Below are 19,947 nucleotides of genomic sequence, written 5' to 3'. Positions count from 1 at the left end.
CCCTGTGGCCGAGATCGAGGCCGGCGCGGATCTGCGCGGGCGGCGGACGCGGCTTGGGGGCCCGCGGGCCGGGTCTGAAGGAGCAAACTCAGGCGCCCGGAGCTGCAGCAGTTTGCGCGTGACGAGGGGAACTCCGGGGTTGAGGGTCGGATGCGAGTCCGTGGGCGATCTCAGCCGGCGCCGGTCAAGCGCCCGCGCAGCGCTGCGACCTGGTGCCGCCGCCACGCGTAGGCCTCGCCGGCCGCGGCGTACCAGCGGTCGGCCTCGTCGAGGTCGCGGAGCGCCCGAGCCTGCCCCTCCGGGTCGGGCGGCCCGGCGAGCGCGAGCTCGGCGTGGGCCACGCGGGCCCGCGCGAGCTGCTGGTCGCTGACGACGCTGCTCGCGGTGGCGGCGACCGCGACGAAGTCGTCGATCGCGCCCTGCAAGGCGGTGCGGGCGGCGGCGAGTTCGCCGCGGGCGCGCAGGTGGAGGCCGAGCAGCAGCAGCACGCCGGCCCGGCGCTCGCGCACCCACCAGGTGTCGTCGGCGAGGTCGCTCCGCAGGACGCCGCGCAGGCGGACGACGGCGTCGTCGTGCGCGCCGCGGACGAGGTCGAGGTGAGCCCGCACGACGATGTCCTCGACCAGAGTGGAGCGCGGGTCGATGAGGCCGAGAGCGCGGACCCGCAGGGCAGTGGCGGCATGCTCGTCGCCCGCCTCGTCGGCGTGATGGGCGAGGTGAACCAGGCAGCGGGCGCGCACCGGCGAGGCGCCGGGCGAGAACCGCTCGAGCGCGTCGCAACCGGGTCGCAGGAGGGCGTGCGCGACCCGGGGGTCGAGGGTGTAGAGGCTGACCAGCACCCGCAGCTCGATCGTCCGCGCGTGCGCCGGTCCGAGCTCGCGCTCGAGGATCGCCAGCGCCTCGCGCAGCGCGAGCTCGCGGGGCCCGGGCTCCTCGACGAGCATGGCGAGGTTGGTCAGCGTGTACGCGACCTCGACCCGCGCCGGCCCGGGCGCGGCGCGCTGGACCCCGAGCGCCTCGTCGAGCAAGCGGCGGGCCCGCTCGAGGTCGCCGGTCGAGCGGGCGAGCACGGCGGCGTTGTTGAGGAAGAGGCCGCGCAGGCGGTCGTGCGGCGGCAGGCGGGCGACCAGGGCTTCGGCCATCGGCAGCTCGGCCAGCCCGCGCTCGATGCCGCCGGCCTGGCGCCCGCGGACGAACACCAGCAGCGCGGCGGCCTCGGCGGCGATCTCGTCGGCGCCGGCGCGGACGGCGGTGAGCTGGGCGAGCTGCAGGCGGGCGGCGGCGTCGTCGGCGTCGTCGTGCAGGCGCAGCTCGCCGCGGCGCAGCAGGGCCTCGGCGAGGGTCGGCGCGTGGCCGATCGCCTCGGCCTCGCGCACGAGCGCGTCGGCCAGCGCCAGCGCGGCCGGGGTGCGGGCGACGCGGTCGAGGGCGGCGACCTTGACCAGGCCGTCGCGCACGGCGGCGACCCGCACGGCGGCCTCGGGGTCGCCGGGCGGCGGGACGGCGGCGTCGAGGGCGGCGACGTCGCTGCAGCGCGCCAGCGGCGGCAGGCCGCCGACGAGCTCGAGCGCGTGGAGCGAGACCTCGGGGTCGCGCTCGCCGAGCAAGGTGGCGGCCTCGACGAGGGCGGCCTTGCGCTCGGCGAGGCAGGCCATGCGGCGGTCGAACAGGTGATCGGACTGTTCGCCGCGGCGGTGGGTGAGGCAGGCCTCGTGGTGCTGCGCGGCCCAGGCGGAGGCGTAGGCGTCGAGGGTGGTGGCGACGCGCGGCCACACCTCGGCGGCGAAGGCCGGGCCGGCGGCGATGAAGTTGTCGGCGGCGGCTCGCCGCTGCGGCGCGTCCCAGGCGGCGGCGATGTCCGCGGCGCCGCCGCTGCAGTGGTCGAGGCCGGCCTCGTGGGCCTTGAAGGCGAAGAAGCTGGCGGTCGCGCCGAGGCCGGCGAACGCCAGCAGGACCCGCTGGCGCCTCATCCACCGCTGCAGCCGCTCGGCCAGAGTGTAGCTGTGGGCCGAGACCATGCGCCCGGCCTGGAACCGGCGCAGGTCCTCGGCGAAGTTGGCGGCGCTGGGGTAGCGCAGCTCGGGGCGGGCGGCGGTGGCCCGGTGGGCGATCGCCGCCAGCTCGCGCGGCACGCCCGGCACCCGCTCGCGCAGGTCTCCGAGGTCCGCCGCCATCACCCGGGCCGCCAGCGCCGGGCCGCTCGCCTCGGCGAACGGCGGGCACCCGGCCAGCACGTGGTAGAGCAGGGCGCCGAGGGCGTAGACGTCGCTGCGGGCGTCGACCGGCTCGCCGCGGGCCTGCTCGGGCGGCATGTAGCGCAGCGTGCCCACGATCGCCCCGACCTCGGTGAGATCCTCGTCGGTGCGGCTGCGCTGGCCCGAGCAAGTGGTCTGCTCGGCCTCGCTGTCGCCCGGCTGGGCGAGGTCCTTGGCCAGGCCCCAGTCGATGACCACGGTCTCGCCGAACCGGCCGATCAGCACGTTGGCCGGCTTGAGGTCGCGGTGGAGGACCTTCTGGTCGTGGGCGTAGGCGATCGCGTCGGCCACCGCGATCACGTGCTCGATCAGGCGCAGGCGCTCGCCGAGGTCGCGGGCCTGCCGGATCTTGGCGTCGAGGCTGGCGCCGTCGACCAGCTTCATGCAGTAGAACGGCTCGCCGGTGGCGCGCCGGCCGAGGTCGTACAGCGGGACGATGCTCGGGTGCTGCAGGCGGGCCGTGATCGCGGCCTCGCGGGCGAATCGGCGCTGGGCGTCGGGGCTGTCGCGCAGCAGCTCCTTGATCGCGACCACGCGGCCGAGCCGGCGATCGTGGGCGCGCCGGACCACCCCGAGGCCGCCGGCCGCGAACACCTCGCCGAACACGTAGCGGGTCTCGCCCGCGGACGGCGCCTCACTCGGCGGCCAGGGCGAGCGGCTGCGGCGGCGGGGCGGCGTCTCCAGGGTGGCGACGAGGGTCGGGTCCTGCGGTCCGACGACCTCGCAGCCCGGTCGCTCGTCCGGGTCGGCGGTCCTTCGAGACATGTCCCCCCGGACATGTCTTGCCAATGCCTGGTCGCCCGGCTCCACCGGCACCGCACGCACGCCGAACGTAATGGGCAAACCCGCCGCGCCGTGCAAGGCGCGCCGGCGCTCGAGAGCCGATCTGACAGCGTTCTCGAAGCGACGGCGGGCGGCTCACAGCGCGACCTGAAGTTGCAGGCGGACCAGGTCGCCGGCCCGATCGGCGGCGCCGCGGTCCCAGGTCCGGAAGTAGTCGAGCTGCAGCTTCAGGTTGTGGCCGGCGAAGTAATAATTGAGGCCGCCGCCGAGCTCGTTGCGGTCCGGCATCGAGGTCACGGAAAGTCCGCGGATCCCGCTGGTGCGCAGGGCCGGCTCGAGGCCGGTCCGGGGGATCAAGAACGCCGCCTGGGCCATCCAGCCGTGGCCGTTGCGCGCGGCCTCGACGGGCAGCGGGGCCCCCATGTCGTCGACCGCGTGGCCGGGGTTGCGCCGGCCCTGGCGCCACAGGAACGCGGCCTCGAGGCTGAAGCCGGCCCACTTGAACATCATGTCGGTGGTGAGGTTGTGATAGTTGGTGGTGCCGCCGTCGAGCGGCGGGCTGCCGAGCACCCCGCGGTTGTTGCGGGCGCGGTCGTTGAAGGCGTAGGCGAAGCCGAGGCTGAGCCTCGGTTTTCGCAGGCGGGCCTGGTCGCTGGCCTCGTAGTCGTCGAACAGGCCGAACGGCAGGAAGTCGACGCGCGCGGTGTACATCAGGCCGGGGTCGCTGAAGCGGTTCTGGTCGCGGCCGTCGCCCATGAAGACGCCCGCGTAGTAGCGCAGCTTGCCGAGCCCGCCGAGATCCTCGGAGCGGACGTCGAGGCCGATGTCGCGGTCGACGTTGAACTCGGCGTTGGCCAGCGAGCGGTCGATCAGCAGCGGGTTGATGTCGGCGATGTTGCGCTCGCGGGTGTACATGACCCGGTAGAGGCCGATCCGCAAGTTGGCGTCGCGCAGGCGGTCGAACACCACGTAGTTGTCGAGCAAGGGGCCCGAGCGGGCGACCCCGTCGACGAAATTGAGCTCGCGCGGGGCCACGGCCAGCTGCACGAAGTACTTGATCGACTTGCTGAACACGTTGCCGGACAGCACCAGGCGCAGGCGGCGGATCTCGAACGCGTGGTCGTAGGCCGCCCCGGCCTGGCGCCGGCCGCTGTACAGGAAGCCGGTCCGCAGGCTGAGCGACAGCGCGTAGCGGCCGTCCTTGCTCTTCACCTCGAGGCCCTTGCCCGGGGTGAACTTGAGCGGCCCGTCGCCCACGGTCGCCGGCGCGAGCAGCAGGTGCTCGCGCGCCGGCGGATAGAAACGGTCAGGGTCGGGCGGCGGAGCGCCGGGGGCGGACGGCGGCGGCGCCGGCGCGAGCGCGGCGAACAGGAGCAGATGGAGCATGGCGCGCGGGGCGAGGGGTAGCCCAGGACCGGCCCGGAAGACCAGGTCGGGCGATGTTCAGTATGCTGGAGAAGATCTACTATGGTAAACCCTCCTTCGCCATGCCGCTGTCTCGCCGCCGCTTCGCCGCCAGCCTCCCCGCCCTCGCCCTCGCCGGCGCGTGCCGCCCGCCCGGCGAGAACACCGGGGCGCTGCGGCTCGGTTACTTCCCCAACATCACCCACGGGACGGCGCTGGTCGGGGTCGAGCGCGGGCTGTTCCGCGAGGCGCTGGCCGGCCAGGGCACGGCGCTGGAGACGTTCACGTTCAACGCCGGGCCGGCGGCGATCGAGGCGCTGCTGTCGGGGGCGCTCGACGCCACGTACGTCGGCCCCAACCCGGCCGTCAACGCCTACGTCAAGTCGAAGGGCGAGGTGAAGGTGATCGCCGGCGCGGCCACGGGCGGGGCGTTCTTCGTCGTCCGCCCGGAGATCGGCGGGCCGGGCGACCTGCGCGGCAAGAAGGTCAGCACCCCGCAGCTCGGCGGCACCCAGGACGTGGCCCTTCGGACATGGCTCATCGGCCAGGGGTATAAAGTCGACGAGTTCGGCGGCGGCGACGTCAGCGTCACCCCGCAGGAGAACGCACAGACGCTCGAGAGCTTCCAGTCGGGCGAGATCGCCGGCGCCTGGGTGCCCGAGCCGTGGGCGACCCGGCTGATCCTCGAGGGCGGCGGCAAGGTGCTGGTCGACGAGCGCGACCTGTGGCCCGACCGCCGCTACACGACCACCGTCCTGCTGGCGCGCAAGGGCCAGATCGAGGCCCGCCGGCCGACGATCCTGGCGCTGCTGCGCGGCCACGCGGCCGCCAACGATTGGATCGCCGCGCACGCGAGCGAGGCGAAGGAGGTCGCCAACGCGGCGATCAAGAAGGTCACCGGGAAGGCCCTGGCGCCGGCGACGATCGACCGCGCGTGGCAGAACCTCGAGTTCACGTCGGACCCGGTGCCGTCGGCCCTGATCCGCAGCGCCGAGGACGCGCAGAAGCTCGGCTTCGTCAAGCTCGGGGGCGCCGACCTGCAGCAGCTGTTCGCGCCCGAGCTGATCGCCGAGGCAGAGAAGAGTTGAAGGCCCGGGCACGCTCAAGGCGGTCGACGACGCGACGGCCAAGGAGCGCGGCTACGCCGGGGTGTTCCACTTCCCGGAGCTCCCGCTGACCTGCACGGCCGGGACGCTGACGGGCACGACCAGCGCCGAGATCGAGCCCGCCGCGAAGTGATCCGCGGGCGCGTCGCGGCGCTCACACGCCGCCGCAGTCCTCCTCGCCCTCGACGCAGGTCGTCCGGTGGTCCAGCCGCGCCTGCCGGAGGCAGGCGAAGCGCTCCTCGATCACGGTGTTGCCGAGGCAACCGGCGAACACCTCCGGGGCCTTCAAGGTCACGACGTCCACGGCGTCGACGACCGTCTCGCACAGGTCCGCGACGCCGCCGGTGGTGTAGCGCGCGGCCCCGTCGCCGAACATCTCGAAGCGACCGAACTCGTCGAACTGGCCGCCGCCCGAGCGCCGGTTCCAGCTGATGCTCCCGACCTTGCGGTCGCGCAGGGCCGCGAGCGCGCAGTTCAGCGACAGCTCGAGCAGGGCGTCGTCCTGTCCGCCGGTGTCCTCGTCCTCGACGAGCACGGCGGTCTCGCACAATTGCACGCTGCACGGATCGCCCTCGGCGCAGTCACAGCCCGCGGCGTCGTGACGTCGCCCGTGGGCGTGCGCCGCCCGGCCGCGACTTCGAGGCGCCCGCTCGCCGGCGGGGGGCCGTCACGAAGCATTCAGGGCGGGCCCGCGGCGCGGCAAGTGGACGCGGAAGGTCGAGCCGCGGCCGGGGGCGCTGTCGACGTCGACCGCGCCCCCGTGGGCTTGCACGAGCTGCAACAGCACGTGGAGGCCGAGGCCGACCCCGGGGATGGCGTCGCGCGACAGGCCCACGCGCGAGAAGGGCTCGAAGATCCGCCGGACCTCGGCCTCGCTCATGCCGACGCCGTGATCGCGGACGGCGACGGTGGCGAGGTCGGCGGTGGCGGTCACGGAGATCTCGACCGGGCCGCCCTCGGGCGAGTATTTGACGGCGTTGCTGATCAGGTTGACGACGATCTGGGTCACCCGCAGCGGATCGCAGCGGACGAGGGTCGGCTCGGGCGGCAGGTCGAGGGCGAGCTGGTGGCGCGGGTAGCCGTCGAACAGCGCCGCCGACTCGCGCACCAGCTCGCGCAAATCGCTGTCGACCGGTCGCAGCTCGAGCTTGCCGGCCTCGATGCGGGCGATGTCGATGAAGTCGCCGACCATGCGCTCGAGGTGGCTGGTCTGGCGCGCGACGATGTCGAGGGTGCGACGCGTGCGGACGGCGGACTCGGGGTCGCGGGCCTGCGCGGCGAGGGCCAGGCGCAGCGCGGCGAGCGGGTTCTTGAGGTCGTGGGCGACGCCGCCGAGGAAGGTCATCTGGGCGGCGCGCTGGGCGGCGAGCACGTCGGCCATGGCGTTGAAGCGGCCGGCGATCTCGCGCAGCTCGTGCGGGCCGACCTCGTCGGCGCGGAGGTCCCGACGGCCGCGGGCGAACGCCTCCATGGTCGCGGCCAGGCCGATCAGCGGCCGGAACGCCCGCGTGCGCAGCCACCACGCCAGCAGCGCGGCCGCGGTCAGCAGGAAGGCGCCGCAGCCGAGGCCGATGCGGTTGGCGAGCCTGTCCCAATGGTCAGCCTGCTCGCGGGCGGCCAGCGACTGGGCGACGTTGACGGCGACGAACCGATCGGTGGCGTCGAGCGCGGCGGCCCGCAGGCGGGTCAGCTCGCCCGGGGCGATCCGGTGCTCGCGGGAGGCGTTGAGGTACAGATCGATGCGGTTGGCGGCCTCGAGCAAGGCCGCCGCCTCGTGGGCGGTGACGACGTAGTGCCCGGCCTGCTGCACGGTCTCGCGCAGGTCGCCGCGGAGGTGGCGGACGGTCTGGTCGTGCGGGCCGACCTGGGCCAGCAGGTCGAGCAAGAGCTCGATCTCCCGCGCCAGCCGCACGCTCTCGACCGAGGCCGCCAAGCTGTTGTTGGTCTGGTGAATGTAATGGGTCAAGAGCAGCAGCGCCGCCGTGACCGTGAGCGCCGCGCCGAGCACCACGAGGGTGACGGCCCACGAGAGCGTGCGCAGGCGGATGCCCCGGCCGGTCGGCATGGCAAGCCCCGGAGTGACGCAGGCCCGGGTCGGGCGCCGCGCGCACCGGCCGAGGCGGGGCGGAGCGCCCAGGAGCGGCCGTGGGTGGGCACGCACCGGGCAGCGGCGCGGGCGGCGTCGGCAGCTCCGAGACGCGCGGATGACATGGCTGAAAGGACATGTCCTCCGGGCCGGCGACGCCGAGAGCGCGCGTGTGGTAGGCTGGTCGCCAGGATTTTTGCATGCCGAAGCGCCTGACGACGACGATTCCGGGTGCCTTCGGAGAGCCGTTCCTGAGGTGGCTGGGCGCCGCGACCGAGGAGACATGGCGCCGGGTGGCGGAGCCGACGCTGGCGGACTACGAGGAGAACGGCGCGGGCGGCTGCCACTGGCGCCGCGGGACCCGGTGGACGGGAGGGCTGTCCGACGCCGAAGTGGAGCGGATCGAACAGCGCCACGAGGTCCGCTTCCCCGCCGACCATCGCCTGTTCCTGCGGGTGCTGCACGCGACCGAGCCGTGGATGCAAGGCGCGGGGTTCGGCGCCGACGACCGCATGGTGCCGTACGAAGCGCCGGGCTTCTACCACTGGCAGCGCGACGAGGCGGCGATCCGCGCCGCGTTCGCCGGAGTGATCGACGGGCTGGTGTTCGACGTCGAGGAGAACGCGCTGTGGCGCGACAGCTGGGGCCCGCGGCCCGGCGACGCGGACGAGCGCCGCGCCCGCGTGGCGGCGCTGGTGGGCCGGGCACCGCGGCTGTTGCCGATCTACGGCCATCGCTACGTGCTCGCCGAGGGCCCGACGCTGGTGCTGTCGGTGTGGCAGAGCGACATCATCGTCTACGGCCGGGACCTCCGCGACTATCTCTTGCACGAGCTGATCGACGTCGAGCACGAGCGACCCGCTCCCGTCGACACCGCCGCGATCCCGTTCTGGGGCGAGCTGATCGGCTGACGCCGGTCCTCGACGGTCTCGTCGATCGCCCCATCACGATGGGCCCGTCGCCTGCGGCGACCTTGCCGGCGCGATCGCGGGCCCGTACCCTCGCGCGCGAGGTCCCCCCGACAATGCCGGAACGTCCTGCCAATATCATCAATGTCGCCGATGTCCCCGAGGAGCGGTCGCTGCCCGGGGTGTACGAGGCGCCGTGGAAGCCGCTCACGCCGGCGACGACGCGGCCCGGCGCCCTCGGCGTCAATCAGGTACGGCTGCCCAAGGGGCGGACGACCTCCCCGTTCCATTACCACCTGCGCGAGGACGAGGCGTTCTTCATCCTCTCGGGCCGCGGGGTGCTGCGCTACGGCGACGCGCTGTACGACGTCGGCCCCGGCGATTGCATCTCGTGCCCCGCGGGCACCGGCGTGGGCCACCAGCTCGCCAACCCGTACGACGAAGACCTGGTGTACCTGGCGATCGGGCCCGACGACCCGCACGAGGTCTGCGTCTACCCGGACAGCGACAAGGTGATGGTCCGCGCGCTCAAGCAGGTCGGCTATCTGCACAGGGCGCCGTACCTCGACGGCGAGCCGGAGCAGCCGAAAATTTTTGCGATGATCGCCGCCCGCGAGCGCAGCGAGACCTCGGGCGGGAGGTGACTTGCGGGACAGGCCGGCGCGCGGCATCGTCCGGCCGGCTGCGCGGCCGGTCGGCCTGTCCGAAGAGACATGCCAGAGGCGCGGGGCGAGCGGGCGGGTGGTCGGTCCGACAGGACATGCCGGAGGCGTCATGTGGGCCATGTCCGACCGGACATATTGCGCGATCGCCCGGCGGGTGAGGCCGAGAACCTGCGCGGAAGGACATGTCCGTGCGGTCATGTCGCGGCCGCGGCGGCCCGGGCGCTGCTGCCGGCGACGGCGGGGGTCGACCTGTCCTTGCGAACATGTCTTCGCCTCGCGCGCCGTCTCCAGCGGCCTCCGGCAGCGACCAGGCCAGCGGCCGTCGCGGGCGCCGGCCGGTCTTCCGCGGCCCGCGCGGCGCGGCGGAGATCGTCCCCTCCACGGTCGGACCTGCGGAGCCGCCGCTGCGCCCCATCTGACGGACTCGACAGGGTCGTAGGGCGCGGCGAGCGAGCGACCCCAGCCGCGGGCGGATCGTCGCGCGCGCGAGGTTGCCGGTGTCGGGGCTTGGCCCACGCTTGCCGATCGAGGAGTCCACACATGCGCCAATCGTCAGCGTTCACCGTCGCGCTCTCACTATTTTCGCTATTGGGGCCGCTCGCCTGCTCGTCCTCGTCCAGCGGCGAGGAGGGCGCGGCGCTGGCGACCCTGGAGCCGCTGGGCGGCAGCGACGTGCGGGGGACCGTACAGTTCACCCGGGTCACGCCCAATCGCATGCGGGTCCGCGCGCAGTTTCAGGGGCTCACGCCCGGACTGCATGGATTCCACATTCATGAATTCGGCGACTGCTCGGCCGCCGACGGCAGCAGCGCCGGGGAGCACTTCAACCCCCAGAACAAGAAGCACGGCGGGCCGGGAGGGCCCGAGCACCACCTCGGCGACCTGGGCAACATCAAGGCCGACGCCGGGGGGCGGGCCGCGATCGCGATGACGACCGACGTGATCACGCTCGACACCGGGCCGCGCGGGGTCCTGGGCCGCTCGGTGATCGTCCACGCCGACCCCGACGATCTGTTGACCGACCCGGACGGCAACTCCGGGGCCCGACTGGCGTGTGGGGTGATTCGCGCGCTGTCGGGCACGACCCAGCCGATCCTTCCATAGCCGCAAGGAGGGCCCGCGATCCGGCCCGCCGTACCGGCACGTGGTCGTGACAATCGCGGGCGAAAAATTGCCGCGCCTCCGCCGGGCTGATGCACGGCGTTGATAGGCTCGGTGCATGGCGTTTCGGCGGAGCATGCGCGCTGGCATCTTCCTCGGTGGATACGTCTTCTCGGCGGCCTGTCACGTGGACATGCCCCCGGAGCTCGCCAACGCCGCACACGTGCCCTGCGGCAACGGCGAGCCGCGCGCGTGGGTGATGGCCCCCGAGCTCGAGGCCCTGAGCGCGCGCCTGGAGGCGGCCGGCTTCACGGTCGACCCGCTGCCGCTCGACCGGTCGCCGTGGGGCCTCGACGGCCTGATCGTGCTCGGCTCGGGCGCCAGCGAGCTGCCCGAATACGCCGAGTACATGCAGAGCTACGCCGACGACCTGTACTTCTTCGTCGACGAGGCCAACGTGTTGCTCGAGCTGGCGCAGTCGGCCGACGCCGAGGCGGTGCCGCCGTTCTTGCCGACGACCCACACGGCGCGGCGCGGCGCGGCCAAGCTGGTCGAGCTCGAGGTGCTGGACCCCGATCATCCGCTGCTCGCGGGCGTCGAGATCGACGGCGGCCGGCTGGCCTGGCGCGGCGAGCTCGGGCGCGACGCGTTCGTCGAGCAGGGCGGCTTCGAGGTGGTGCTGGCCGGGGCGGGCGACGGCTCGAACGGGGCCCTGCTCGAGGGCGCCTACGGCCAGGGGCGGATCGTGCTGGCCAGCCTGCCGCTCGACGCGCCGACGGGCTCGGACCTGCAGCAGGAGGCGTTCATCACCCACTTCTTCGCCAACCTCGCGACCCACGTCGAGGGCGTGTGCGTGCGTAAGACCTCGCCGATCAAGCCGACCCCGCCGCCGCAGTCGCTGCCGTTCACCGCCGGCTCGACGGTGTTCGCGGTGCTGCCCGACACCCAGGTGTACTCGCTCCGCTACCCCGGGGTGTTCGACGCCCAGACGTCGTGGATCGCCCGCAACGCCGAGGCGCTGAACATCGCTTACGCGTTCCACCTCGGCGACATCGTCAACAACAACACCGAGCTCGAGTGGCGGCGCGCCAGCGGCTCGATGAGCCTGCTCGACGGGATCGTGCCGTACGGGATCGTGCCCGGCAACCACGACTACGGGCCGTCCGGCGACGCGTCGACCCGCGACACGCTGATGAACGAGCACTTCGACTTCGAAGACGCGAAGCTGAACCCGAGCTTCGGCGGCGCCTTCGAGGAGGGCAAGCTCGACAACACCTATCATTTGTTCTCCGCCGGCGGCCACGAGTGGATCGCGATCATGCTGGAGTGGGGCCCGCGCGACGCGGTGATCGACTGGGCCAACGCGGTGATGGAGCAGCACCCCGACCGCCTCGGGATCTTCGTCACCCACGCGTACCTCAACAACAACGACCGCCGCTACGACCACAAGGACGCCTCGTTCCCGCAGGACTTCAACCCCCACGAGTACGACACGCCCGGCGGGGTCAACGACGGCGAGGAGCTGTGGCAGAAGCTGGTCCGCCGCCACCGCTTCGTGCTGACGCTGAACGGCCACGTGCTCGGCGACGGCACCGGCTACCTCGAGAGCGTCACCGACCGCGGCAACGTGGTGCACCAGATGCTCGCCAACTACCAGATGCGCGAGCTCGGCGGCGAGGGCTACCTGCGCCTGCTCGAGCTGCTGCCCGACGGCAAGACCATGCACGTGCGCAGCTACTCGCCGCTGTTCGACCGCTACCTGCTCGGCAGCGATCAGCAGTACACGATCGAGCTCGACGTCGAATGATCGCGCGTGTGGGCCCGCGACTGCCGGCGCCAGTCGACGCAGGCCCCGGGCTTGCCCACGCGGCCGCGCCCCGCCCGCGGGCGCAACCGCCCGCGGATCTTGTCTACGCTGCCCGGGCATGCGTACAGTTCCGCTCCTCACTGCTTCGACGCTGGTCCTGACCGCCGCGCCCGCGCTGGCGGCCGATACCCTGACGATCGTCGAGACCGTGCTCGACCGGCCGACGGTGGTGACGCTCGGCGTGCAGGTGCTGATCGGCGACGACGACGACCGCGACGCGGCGATCGAGCTGCGCTACCGGGCGATGGGCGAGGCCGAGTGGCAGGTCGGCGCGCCGCTCCACCGCGTGCGGCCGGAGGTGGTCAACCTGCAGGTGCCGCAGCAATTCGCCGGCAGCGTGTTCGACCTGCGGCCCGACACGACCTACGAGCTCGAGCTGCGCGCCGTCGACCCCGACGGCCTCGACGAGACGTGGACGGTGACGGCGACGACGCGGCCGGTGCCCGGCGACCCGGCGGCGCCCCACGTGATCCAGGTCAGCGACGCCGGCCAGCTCGGCGACGCGCTCGGGGCGGCCGAGCCCGGCGACGTCATCGAGCTGGCCGACGGCACCTATGGTGGCACCTGGTCGATCGACAGCAGCGGCACCGCCGACGACCCGATCGTCCTCCGCGGCGCCAGCACGGCCGGCACGATCCTCGACGGCGAGGGCGCCGGCGGCAACGTGATCGAGGTCTACGGCAGTCACGTGCACGTCGAGCGCCTGACGATCCGCAACGCCAACCGGGCGATCCGCTTCCAGACCGCCGGCGCCGAGGGCAACGTGGTCCGCCGCGTCCACATCGAGGACGTGAACCTCGGCATCGGCGCCCGCGAGGACCAACTCGACTTCTACATCTGCGACAACACGCTGAACGGGCCGCTGGCGTGGCCGAACGTCTACTCCGACGACGGCGGGGCCAACGCCAACGTCGACGGCATCGTCGTCCAGGGCTTCGGCCACGTCGTCTGCCACAACGAGCTGGTCGGCTGGGGCGACGCGATCAAGACGGCGCAGGACGGGGCGCGGGCGATCGACGTCTACGGCAACATCACCCGCTCGGCCTACGACAACGCGATCGAGCTCGACGGCTCGGCCGGCAACACACGGGCGTTCCGCAACCTGCTGCTGAACTCGTACGCGCCGCTCAGCTTCCAGCCGATCTTCGGCGGGCCGGCCTACGCCCTGCGCAACGTGGTCGTCAACGTCAAGGACGAGCAGACCAAGCTGCACGCCAACAGCAACACCGGCGAGACCGTCGGCGCGGTGATTCTCCACAACACCTTCGTCAGCCCGAACCGCGCCAACCAGGTCCTGACCACCGACACCGCGCACGACTTCCGCCTGGTCAACAACCTCTACGTCACCCGCGCCGAGCCCGAGAACGGCGAGACGGTGCTGCTCGGGCTGCCGATCGACAACGCGGAGATCGATTACAACGGCTACTGGCCCGACGGGCAGTTCGACTTCGACGCGGCCGGCGACTGGCCGGACTTCGCCAGCATGCAGGCCGCCGGGGTGTTCGAGGCCCACGGCACGCTGCTGACGGCGGACATCTTCGCCAGCGGCTACGTCGCGCCCACCAGTTACATGCCGGTCGTCGAGGAGGTCGACGTGAGCCTGTCCCAAAGTTCATTCGCGATCGACGCCGGCGCGCCGCTGACCGGCTTCGGCGGGTTCCTCGGCGCGGCCCCGGACCTCGGCGCGCTCGAGGCCGGCTGCGCGGCGCCGCATTACGGCCTGCGCCCCGAGGGCGTCGACGAGGTCACGCCGCCGCCGGCCTGCGGCGATTCGGGCGGCGACACGACCGACGGCGAGACGTCGGACGGCGAGACGACCGAGGGCCCCGATACCAGCGGGGGCCCGACGAGCGATGGTCCGACGAGCGGCAGCGATCCCACCGACGGGCCCGATCCGTCGGGCGGCGACTCCGGCCCGACCACGACCGCGACCACCGGTGACGGGCCGACCGGCGGGGGCTCGACGGACGCCACGGCGAACGACGGCTCGACCGATTCGGGCGCGACCGCCGGCTCGGACGGTTCGAACGATGGTTGTGGCTGCCGCGCGGCCTCGCGCCCGCCGGCGGTGATGCTCCTGGCCCTGCTCGCATTCGCCCGTCGCCGCCGGCGATGAGCGGACATGCACGAGCCCGCCATGTTCGGTATCGTCCCCGGCACCATGTCCGAGACGTACTACAAGATCATCGACGGTAAGAAGTACGACAAGCAGATGCTCGAGATCGCCGAGCAGACCACCGCCGGCAAGGGCGACGGCCGGATCTCCCTCGCCGACGCCCATCGCCTCATCGGCGCCGTCACCGACGGCGGCAAGTACACCGACATCGAGAAGGAGACGATGGCGTACATCCGCGAGAACTACAAGTTCACCGACGAGGCCGACTCGTGGTTCCGCGAGGAGATCCGCCGCTTCGCCGCCACCCGGGCCTGATCCCCCTTCAGAGCCCTGATTCGCAGCACCTGATCCACCGAGAGGATCGACGATGACGCGGGCGCCGGACCCCGGCCCGCGTCATCGGTTTGCAGCTTGAAGCTCTGCAGCGCCGGGAGCAAGGGGCGCAGATGTCGGCCCGCCCCTGGACGTCGAGGTGGCGGGAGTCCCCTTGCGGCTTCTGGAGCCCGTCCTGGGGCTCGTCAATTCGACGGCGGTGTCGTTTCCCTCTGATGTATTCCACGTCACCCTGTCTACCGGGGCTGTGAGGCCCGATGGCAATCGATCGATGATGTCGTCTTCGTCGTCGATCAGGTGAACGGGAGCGACTCTGCTGGAGTCCTCGCCCTAAATATCACGTACAGTACGGTCGACGCGGATGTGTCGGTGACCATTACCACTCAGTGAAGCCATGACGCACCGAAACTTCACGAGTGGACCGCGAAGCGTGGGAAGCTGGTGCTTTGTCATGTCGTGCCCTATCTTGGCGGGATGCGGAGACCCACCTCTCCCTCCGTTCGAGCCGCCGTCCGAGTCGCAGTATTCGACCGAGAAGCTGGAGGTCGCCAGCGATTTCCCGGCTGAGCTTTGTTCAGGGAACCTCGCGCTGATGGACGCACAGCTTCGCTGGCTGGAGCAGGAGGCAGGGCGAGAGCTGCGCGAACCGACGTGGCTCATGATGTACCCCGACGACGCGACGATCGACGCGTGTCTGGACCTTGAGAGCGAACCGGTGGCGGGATGTTGGGATGCGCCGGTCGTCCACACGACCTGGGGCGCGGCGTCTCATGAGCTCGGACATGCGTATGCGCATCCGGTGCGCGCCAGGCCGTTGAACCTGTTGCAAGAGGGTCTTGCGGAAGCCACGGAGGGGACCGTGCATGGCAGGATGCGCGGCTCGCGGGAGAAGCTGGGCGATTACCTGTTCGAACCCGTCGGGACGAACACCACGGTCTATGAGGCTGCCGGGCATTTCGTGCGCTGGCTCCTCGAAGAGTACGGAATGACGACGACGCTGGAGATGTACGCACGCACCAGGCCGGGGATGTCCGAGGCCGAGCTGTCTGCGGTCTGCGAGGATGTCCTGGGCGTCGCGCGCGAGGGGCTCCTTGCCGGTTACGTCACCGACGCCAAGGACTACTATCCCGGCGTGGGTCCGTTCGCGTGCGGCCAGGGCGCGGAGGCGCTCGAGTGGCACGAAGACGGGGTGAGCTGGGAGGGCGAGATGTCGTGCGACGACGGCCACTCGATCGGGCGCTACCTCGCGAACGGCGAGGTCGAGTTCTGGCGGCGCTGGCGGGTGGAGGTGCCGGTGACGGCGATGTACGAGGTCACGACGTCCGCCGACGGCGGCGCGATGACGCGTTGCCTCACCACGCCGATCGATGAGGCTTCTCTCCCCGCCATGGTCGACGGGCTCGAACACGACTGGTGGGGGTTCGGGCCGCTCTACCGGCCGCCCGGGATCGGGACGCAGGTGCCCCTCTTCCAGGCGCCGATCTTGCTCGAGGCGGGCGTGTACGACTTCTGGATTGCGGAGCGGACCGACGAGCACCTTCTCGGCGAGTATCCGCCTGCATCCATAATGTATGTCGAGGCGCACGGCGCTCGCCGGTTCGCCTCTCTGCGGGCCTGAACCCATCCAGGTACTCGTGCGAGCCCCTGATGACGAGCCAGTCGTGGCATTCGCGGCCGCGTCGTCTCGACTGTCACGAGCGGCCCGTCAGCTCGCGGCGGCGTCCTTCTGTTCGCCGCGAGCGTCGCGCTGGGCCGCGAGGCGGCGGCGGTAGAGGCTGTACCACAGCACGATCGCGCGGTCCGACGGCACGAACCGGCAGGCGTGCAGCGGCATCCCCGAGCGGGCGACGGCGCGCTGCTGGGCGAGGTCGTCGGGCTGGACCAGGCGCAGCTCGCTCCACACGGCCAGGCGCGCCAGCAGGCCGCCGATCACCGGGATGTCGAGGTGGTAGCGGAACACCAGCGCGGTGCGGGTCGCGTCGATCGGGGCCATCGCCACCAGCAGGCGGCCGCCGCGGAACTCGCCGAACACGAGCGCCGGGAACTTGCAGTTCAAGGTGATGCCGAGGCCGCTGCGGCCGTCCCACGGGCGGTCGTCGTCGCGCCGCAGGGTGCCGCCGCTGTGGACGATGTCGCCGTCGAGGCGCGCCTCGTAGGGGTCGAGGCGGTGGCCGAGGCCCGGCGTGACGCGGCGGTGGGCGAACGGGGTGTGGTGAATGTCGAGGTTGCTCTCGATCGCCAGCGGCAGCGGGACGTCCCACTCGAGCGCGCCGGTGGCGGTGTTCCAGCCCTCGCCGTCGGGCATGCCGGGCGGCCAGAACGGCTCCGGATACTCGTCGCGCGGGGCGCCCCACCACAGCCAGACGAAGCCGTGGGCCTCGCGGACGGGGTAGGTGCGGGCGGCGAGCTCGGCGGGGATTCGGAAGCCCTGGCCCTCGCAGGGGGCGGCGACGCAACGGCCGTCGGGGGCGAAGCGGAAGCCGTGGTAGGGGCACTGCAGGGCGCCGTCGACGACGCGGCCGGCGGCCAGGTCGGCGCCGCGGTGCGGGCAGGCGGCGTCGACGGCGGCGATCCGGCCGCCCGGGCCGCGGAACAGCGCGAGCGCGCGGCCGAAGCGGCGCAGCGCGAGCGCGCGAGTCCGCGGCACCGCGCGGGCGCGGGCGACCGCGTACCAGGCGTCCTCGATGTACTCGGCGTGGTCGCGGCGGATCTGGAACAGGGGTTCGTGGCGCATGCGTGGCTCCTCGCGGGCCGGTTATGCTGTGCGGGGCCCGGCCCGTCCTCAGGGTGGCGCGGCGGGTCCGGGGCCGCATTCATGCACCGCGCCAGATCGACTGACCGAGCGCGCCACCCGGCGACCGCGCCGACCATGGGCTCGCACCTCCCGGCCCGGCTGTTCGCGTTCGCCGTCGGGACGGGGCTGGCCGCCGACGACCTGCACGCGCGTACGGGCCTGGGCGCGGCGGCGCTGGCCGACCCCGACGGGCGCGTGCCCTTGCTCGGGGTGTACGCGCTGATCGAGGCGGTGTGCGAGCGGCTCGGGGACGTCGCCAGCCTGCGCTTCGTCGCGGCCTTCGACGCCGGCGACCTCGACGCGCTCGGCTTCCTGCTGGGCAGCAGCTCGGACCTCGCGGCGGCGCTCGATCGCTTCGTCGCGTTCCAGGCGCTGTACACCGAGGGCGAGCGGTACGAGGCGGTGGCGGTCGGCGACGACGCGGTGGCGCTGCGCTACCACCCGTTCGGCCCGCCCCGGCGCGCGCACGCGTGGATGGCCGAGGTCACCTTCCTCGACTTCCTGGTCAACGCGCCGCGCTGGCTCGGGCGCGAGCTGGCGGTGCGGGCGGTCCGGATGCGGCGCGGGCCGCCGGCCGACGCCGAGCTGCGGCGCGCGCTCGGGCCGGTCGAGTTCGGGGCGCTGTGCGACGAGCTGGTGCTGCCGCGCGCCGAGCTGACGCTGCGCATGCCCGGCGCGGACCCGGCGCTGCACGCGTTCTTCGAGCGGTTCGTCCGCGGGCAGCTCGCGCGGCTGCCGGCCGACGGCTCGGTGCGGGCGCGCGTGCGGCTGCAGGTGGCGCGGCGGCTGCACCGCGGCGCGCCGACGCTGCACGCGCTGGCGGACGAGCTCGGGCTGGCACCGCGGACCCTGCAGCGCAAGCTGCAGGCGGAGGGCGAGACGCTGGCCGGGCTGGTCGACGCGGTCCGCCGCGAGCGCGCGGCCGAGCTGCTCGCGGGCCCGCAGCCGCTGTCCGAGGTGTCGTACCTGCTCGGCTTCTCGGCCCCGAGCGCGTTCTTCCGGGCGTTCCGCCGCTGGACCGGCGAGACGCCGGAGGGCTACCGCGCGCGCGCGCGCGGCCAGAAGTGAACATGTCCTCGGGGACATGTCACCGGTCGCGCCGGGCCGCGGGGTGGAGGCGAGGATATGTCCTGAGGGACATGTCGAGGCGCGCGCGGGCTACCGGGTCGGCGCCAAACCGCGGGGGGGGAGATGAGGTATGTCCTCACGGGGTGCCGCTGTCGGGCCGGCTCCGGAGGCGACTGTGATAACATGTCTTCAGGGACATGTCGATGATCGCGCCGGGGTGCGGCTGCCGGTCGGCCCCGAGGGCCGCGCGGCGGAGGCGAGGAGATGTCCTGGGGACATGTCGGCGCTCGCGCTCTGCCGCCGGCAGAGGCGGCGCGGCGTGTGAATGTCGTTGGGGACAGACAGAACGATCAGTTGTAGATGAACGCGTCGTCGCCGTCGGTGACGGTGATGACGAGGATCGTGTCGGCCTTGACGGCGGGGTCGAGCCCTTCGTACGCGGTCAGCAGGCTCTCGAGGTGCATCGGCCCGTAGGCGACGACGCTCAGGATCTGCTTGACCCACGCGTCCTCGGGGGCGACGTTGGCGCTGCTGAGCTGGATGTCGCTGAGCTTGCCGTTCAGGATCGTCTCGGCCTGGCCGACCGTCCACGGCGCGTCCTTGGGGAAGCCGACCGCCCGCACCACGCTGACGCCGATCTTGAGGCCGTCGATCTCGGCCAGGAAGTCGGTCTTCTTGCCCATCGGGTCGGTGTAGACGATCGTCGCCTCGGTCTTGAGCAGCGCGGCCATCTCGCAGCGCGCGAGCACCTCGTAGGCGACGATCTCCGAGTACAGCGAGCCGGGGTTGAGGTTGCCCTCGTCGTAGATCTGCTGGCCGCCCGGGGTCAAAAGGTCGTAGTCGTAGCCGAGCACGCCGAAGTCGATCGCGCCGGTGAACACGAACGGGTCCGGCGATTCGAGCTCCATCAGGTCGATGAGCCCGCAGTCGCCCGAGATCACGCCGAGCTCGCCCGGCTCGCCGGTGGTGTCGCCGGTGGTGGTCGAGGTGTCGCCGGTGGTCGTGTCGCCGGTCGAGGTGCCGGTGGTGGTCGAGGTGTCGCCGGTGGTCGACGTCGAGGTCGTGGTGGTCGTCGTCGAGAGGTCGCCGGTGGTGAGGTCGCCGGTGGTCGTCGTGCTGCCGGTCGGGCCGACGCCGGTGTCGGTGAGCTCGCCGGTGGTGGTCGAGGTCGTCGTCGACGTCGGGTCTTCGGAGGTCGAGGTCGAGGTCGAGGTCGTGGGCGACGACGTCGCGGTCGTGTCCGCGGTGGTGCCAGGGCTCGTCTCGCCGGTGCTCGCCGCGTCGGAGGTCGTGATCCCGCCGTCGCCGCCGCAGGCCAGCAGCAGCGCCAGGAGCGACGAGGGACGGGCGAGCGGGCGGGCGAGCGCGGGCATCGACATCGCCGGCGACAGTATCAGGAGCGCGCGGCGGGGGCGCGGGCGCGCGGAGGCGTGCGCTCGCGCACCCGGCGTTCGCAGGGGT

At 72.5% G+C, this 19,947-nt stretch carries 15 protein-coding genes; 9 read left to right on the top strand and 6 right to left on the bottom strand.

Annotated elements, in window-relative coordinates; translation table 11 throughout:
• Positions 1 to 170: 170 nt before the first annotated feature.
• Both NAEX_RS09940 and NAEX_RS09935 read right to left on the bottom strand, forming a co-directional pair.
• Positions 171 to 3,020, bottom strand: coding sequence for a serine/threonine-protein kinase (locus NAEX_RS09940; RefSeq protein ID WP_096327269.1), 2,850 nt, complete (start codon positions 3,018 to 3,020; stop codon positions 171 to 173).
• A 153-nt stretch (positions 3,021 to 3,173) separates the two neighbouring features.
• Complete coding sequence (locus NAEX_RS09935; protein WP_096327268.1) at positions 3,174 to 4,424, bottom strand: porin family protein; 1,251 nt, start codon at positions 4,422 to 4,424, stop codon at positions 3,174 to 3,176.
• A gap of 53 nt (positions 4,425 to 4,477) precedes the next feature.
• Here NAEX_RS09935 and NAEX_RS09930 point away from each other — a divergent pair, with 53 nt between their 5' ends.
• Positions 4,478 to 5,530 (top strand): ABC transporter substrate-binding protein, encoded by a 1,053-nt coding sequence (locus tag NAEX_RS09930; RefSeq protein WP_096327267.1) that lies wholly within the window; start codon positions 4,478 to 4,480, stop codon positions 5,528 to 5,530.
• A 172-nt stretch (positions 5,531 to 5,702) separates the two neighbouring features.
• Here NAEX_RS09930 and NAEX_RS09925 read toward each other — a convergent pair whose 3' ends face one another.
• Together NAEX_RS09925 and NAEX_RS09920 are read right to left on the bottom strand one after the other, a co-directional pair.
• Positions 5,703 to 6,104 carry a hypothetical protein gene (locus NAEX_RS09925; RefSeq protein ID WP_143140949.1) on the bottom strand — a complete coding sequence of 134 codons (402 nt, stop codon included), beginning with the start codon at positions 6,102 to 6,104 and terminating at the stop codon, positions 5,703 to 5,705.
• Between the two features lie 111 nt (positions 6,105 to 6,215).
• Positions 6,216 to 7,613, bottom strand: coding sequence for a HAMP domain-containing sensor histidine kinase (locus tag NAEX_RS09920; RefSeq protein ID WP_170135610.1), 1,398 nt, complete (start codon positions 7,611 to 7,613; stop codon positions 6,216 to 6,218).
• 221 nt (positions 7,614 to 7,834) lie between these two features.
• On the opposite strand from NAEX_RS09920, the gene NAEX_RS49940 reads away from it, so the two are divergent.
• The 7 genes from NAEX_RS49940 to NAEX_RS09890 all read left to right on the top strand — a co-directional run bounded on the left by NAEX_RS49940 (position 7,835) and on the right by NAEX_RS09890 (position 16,242).
• Positions 7,835 to 8,545, top strand: coding sequence for a hypothetical protein (locus NAEX_RS49940; protein ID WP_170135609.1), 711 nt, complete (start codon positions 7,835 to 7,837; stop codon positions 8,543 to 8,545).
• Between the two features lie 113 nt (positions 8,546 to 8,658).
• Positions 8,659 to 9,186: a cupin domain-containing protein gene (locus NAEX_RS49935; RefSeq protein ID WP_170135608.1), complete on the top strand. Its 528-nt coding sequence runs from the start codon at positions 8,659 to 8,661 to the stop codon at positions 9,184 to 9,186.
• Positions 9,187 to 9,747: 561 nt separating this feature from the next.
• Positions 9,748 to 10,311, top strand: a complete 564-nt coding sequence (locus tag NAEX_RS09910) for a superoxide dismutase family protein (protein ID WP_096327264.1) — start codon at positions 9,748 to 9,750, stop codon at positions 10,309 to 10,311.
• Positions 10,312 to 10,426: 115 nt separating this feature from the next.
• Positions 10,427 to 12,115, top strand: coding sequence for a metallophosphoesterase (locus NAEX_RS09905; RefSeq protein WP_143140950.1), 1,689 nt, complete (start codon positions 10,427 to 10,429; stop codon positions 12,113 to 12,115).
• Between the two features lie 118 nt (positions 12,116 to 12,233).
• A complete protein-coding gene (locus NAEX_RS09900) occupies positions 12,234 to 14,291 on the top strand; it encodes an MYXO-CTERM sorting domain-containing protein (RefSeq protein ID WP_096327262.1) in 2,058 nt (685 codons plus the stop codon).
• A gap of 6 nt (positions 14,292 to 14,297) precedes the next feature.
• Complete coding sequence (locus tag NAEX_RS09895; protein WP_096327261.1) at positions 14,298 to 14,606, top strand: hypothetical protein; 309 nt, start codon at positions 14,298 to 14,300, stop codon at positions 14,604 to 14,606.
• A 610-nt stretch (positions 14,607 to 15,216) separates the two neighbouring features.
• Complete coding sequence (locus NAEX_RS09890) at positions 15,217 to 16,242, top strand: hypothetical protein (RefSeq protein WP_096327260.1); 1,026 nt, start codon at positions 15,217 to 15,219, stop codon at positions 16,240 to 16,242.
• Positions 16,243 to 16,329: 87 nt separating this feature from the next.
• Here the strand turns inward: NAEX_RS09890 and NAEX_RS09885 are convergent, their stop codons facing one another.
• Complete coding sequence (locus NAEX_RS09885; protein WP_096327259.1) at positions 16,330 to 17,358, bottom strand: aromatic ring-hydroxylating oxygenase subunit alpha; 1,029 nt, start codon at positions 17,356 to 17,358, stop codon at positions 16,330 to 16,332.
• 135 nt (positions 17,359 to 17,493) lie between these two features.
• Here NAEX_RS09885 and NAEX_RS09880 point away from each other — a divergent pair, with 135 nt between their 5' ends.
• Positions 17,494 to 18,486 (top strand): AraC family transcriptional regulator, encoded by a 993-nt coding sequence (locus NAEX_RS09880; protein WP_170135607.1) that lies wholly within the window; start codon positions 17,494 to 17,496, stop codon positions 18,484 to 18,486.
• A gap of 350 nt (positions 18,487 to 18,836) precedes the next feature.
• Here the strand turns inward: NAEX_RS09880 and NAEX_RS09875 are convergent, their stop codons facing one another.
• The gene (locus NAEX_RS09875) at positions 18,837 to 19,865 is read right to left on the bottom strand and encodes a hypothetical protein (RefSeq protein WP_096327257.1); all 1,029 of its coding nucleotides are present in this window, start codon (positions 19,863 to 19,865) and stop codon (positions 18,837 to 18,839) included.
• Between the last annotated feature and the right edge of the window lie 82 nt (positions 19,866 to 19,947).

It is taken from the genome of Nannocystis exedens (genome assembly GCF_002343915.1).
GTDB classification, from domain to species: Bacteria; Myxococcota_A; Polyangia; order Nannocystales; family Nannocystaceae; genus Nannocystis; species Nannocystis exedens.
This window is presented reverse-complemented; position numbering and strand designations above follow the sequence as displayed.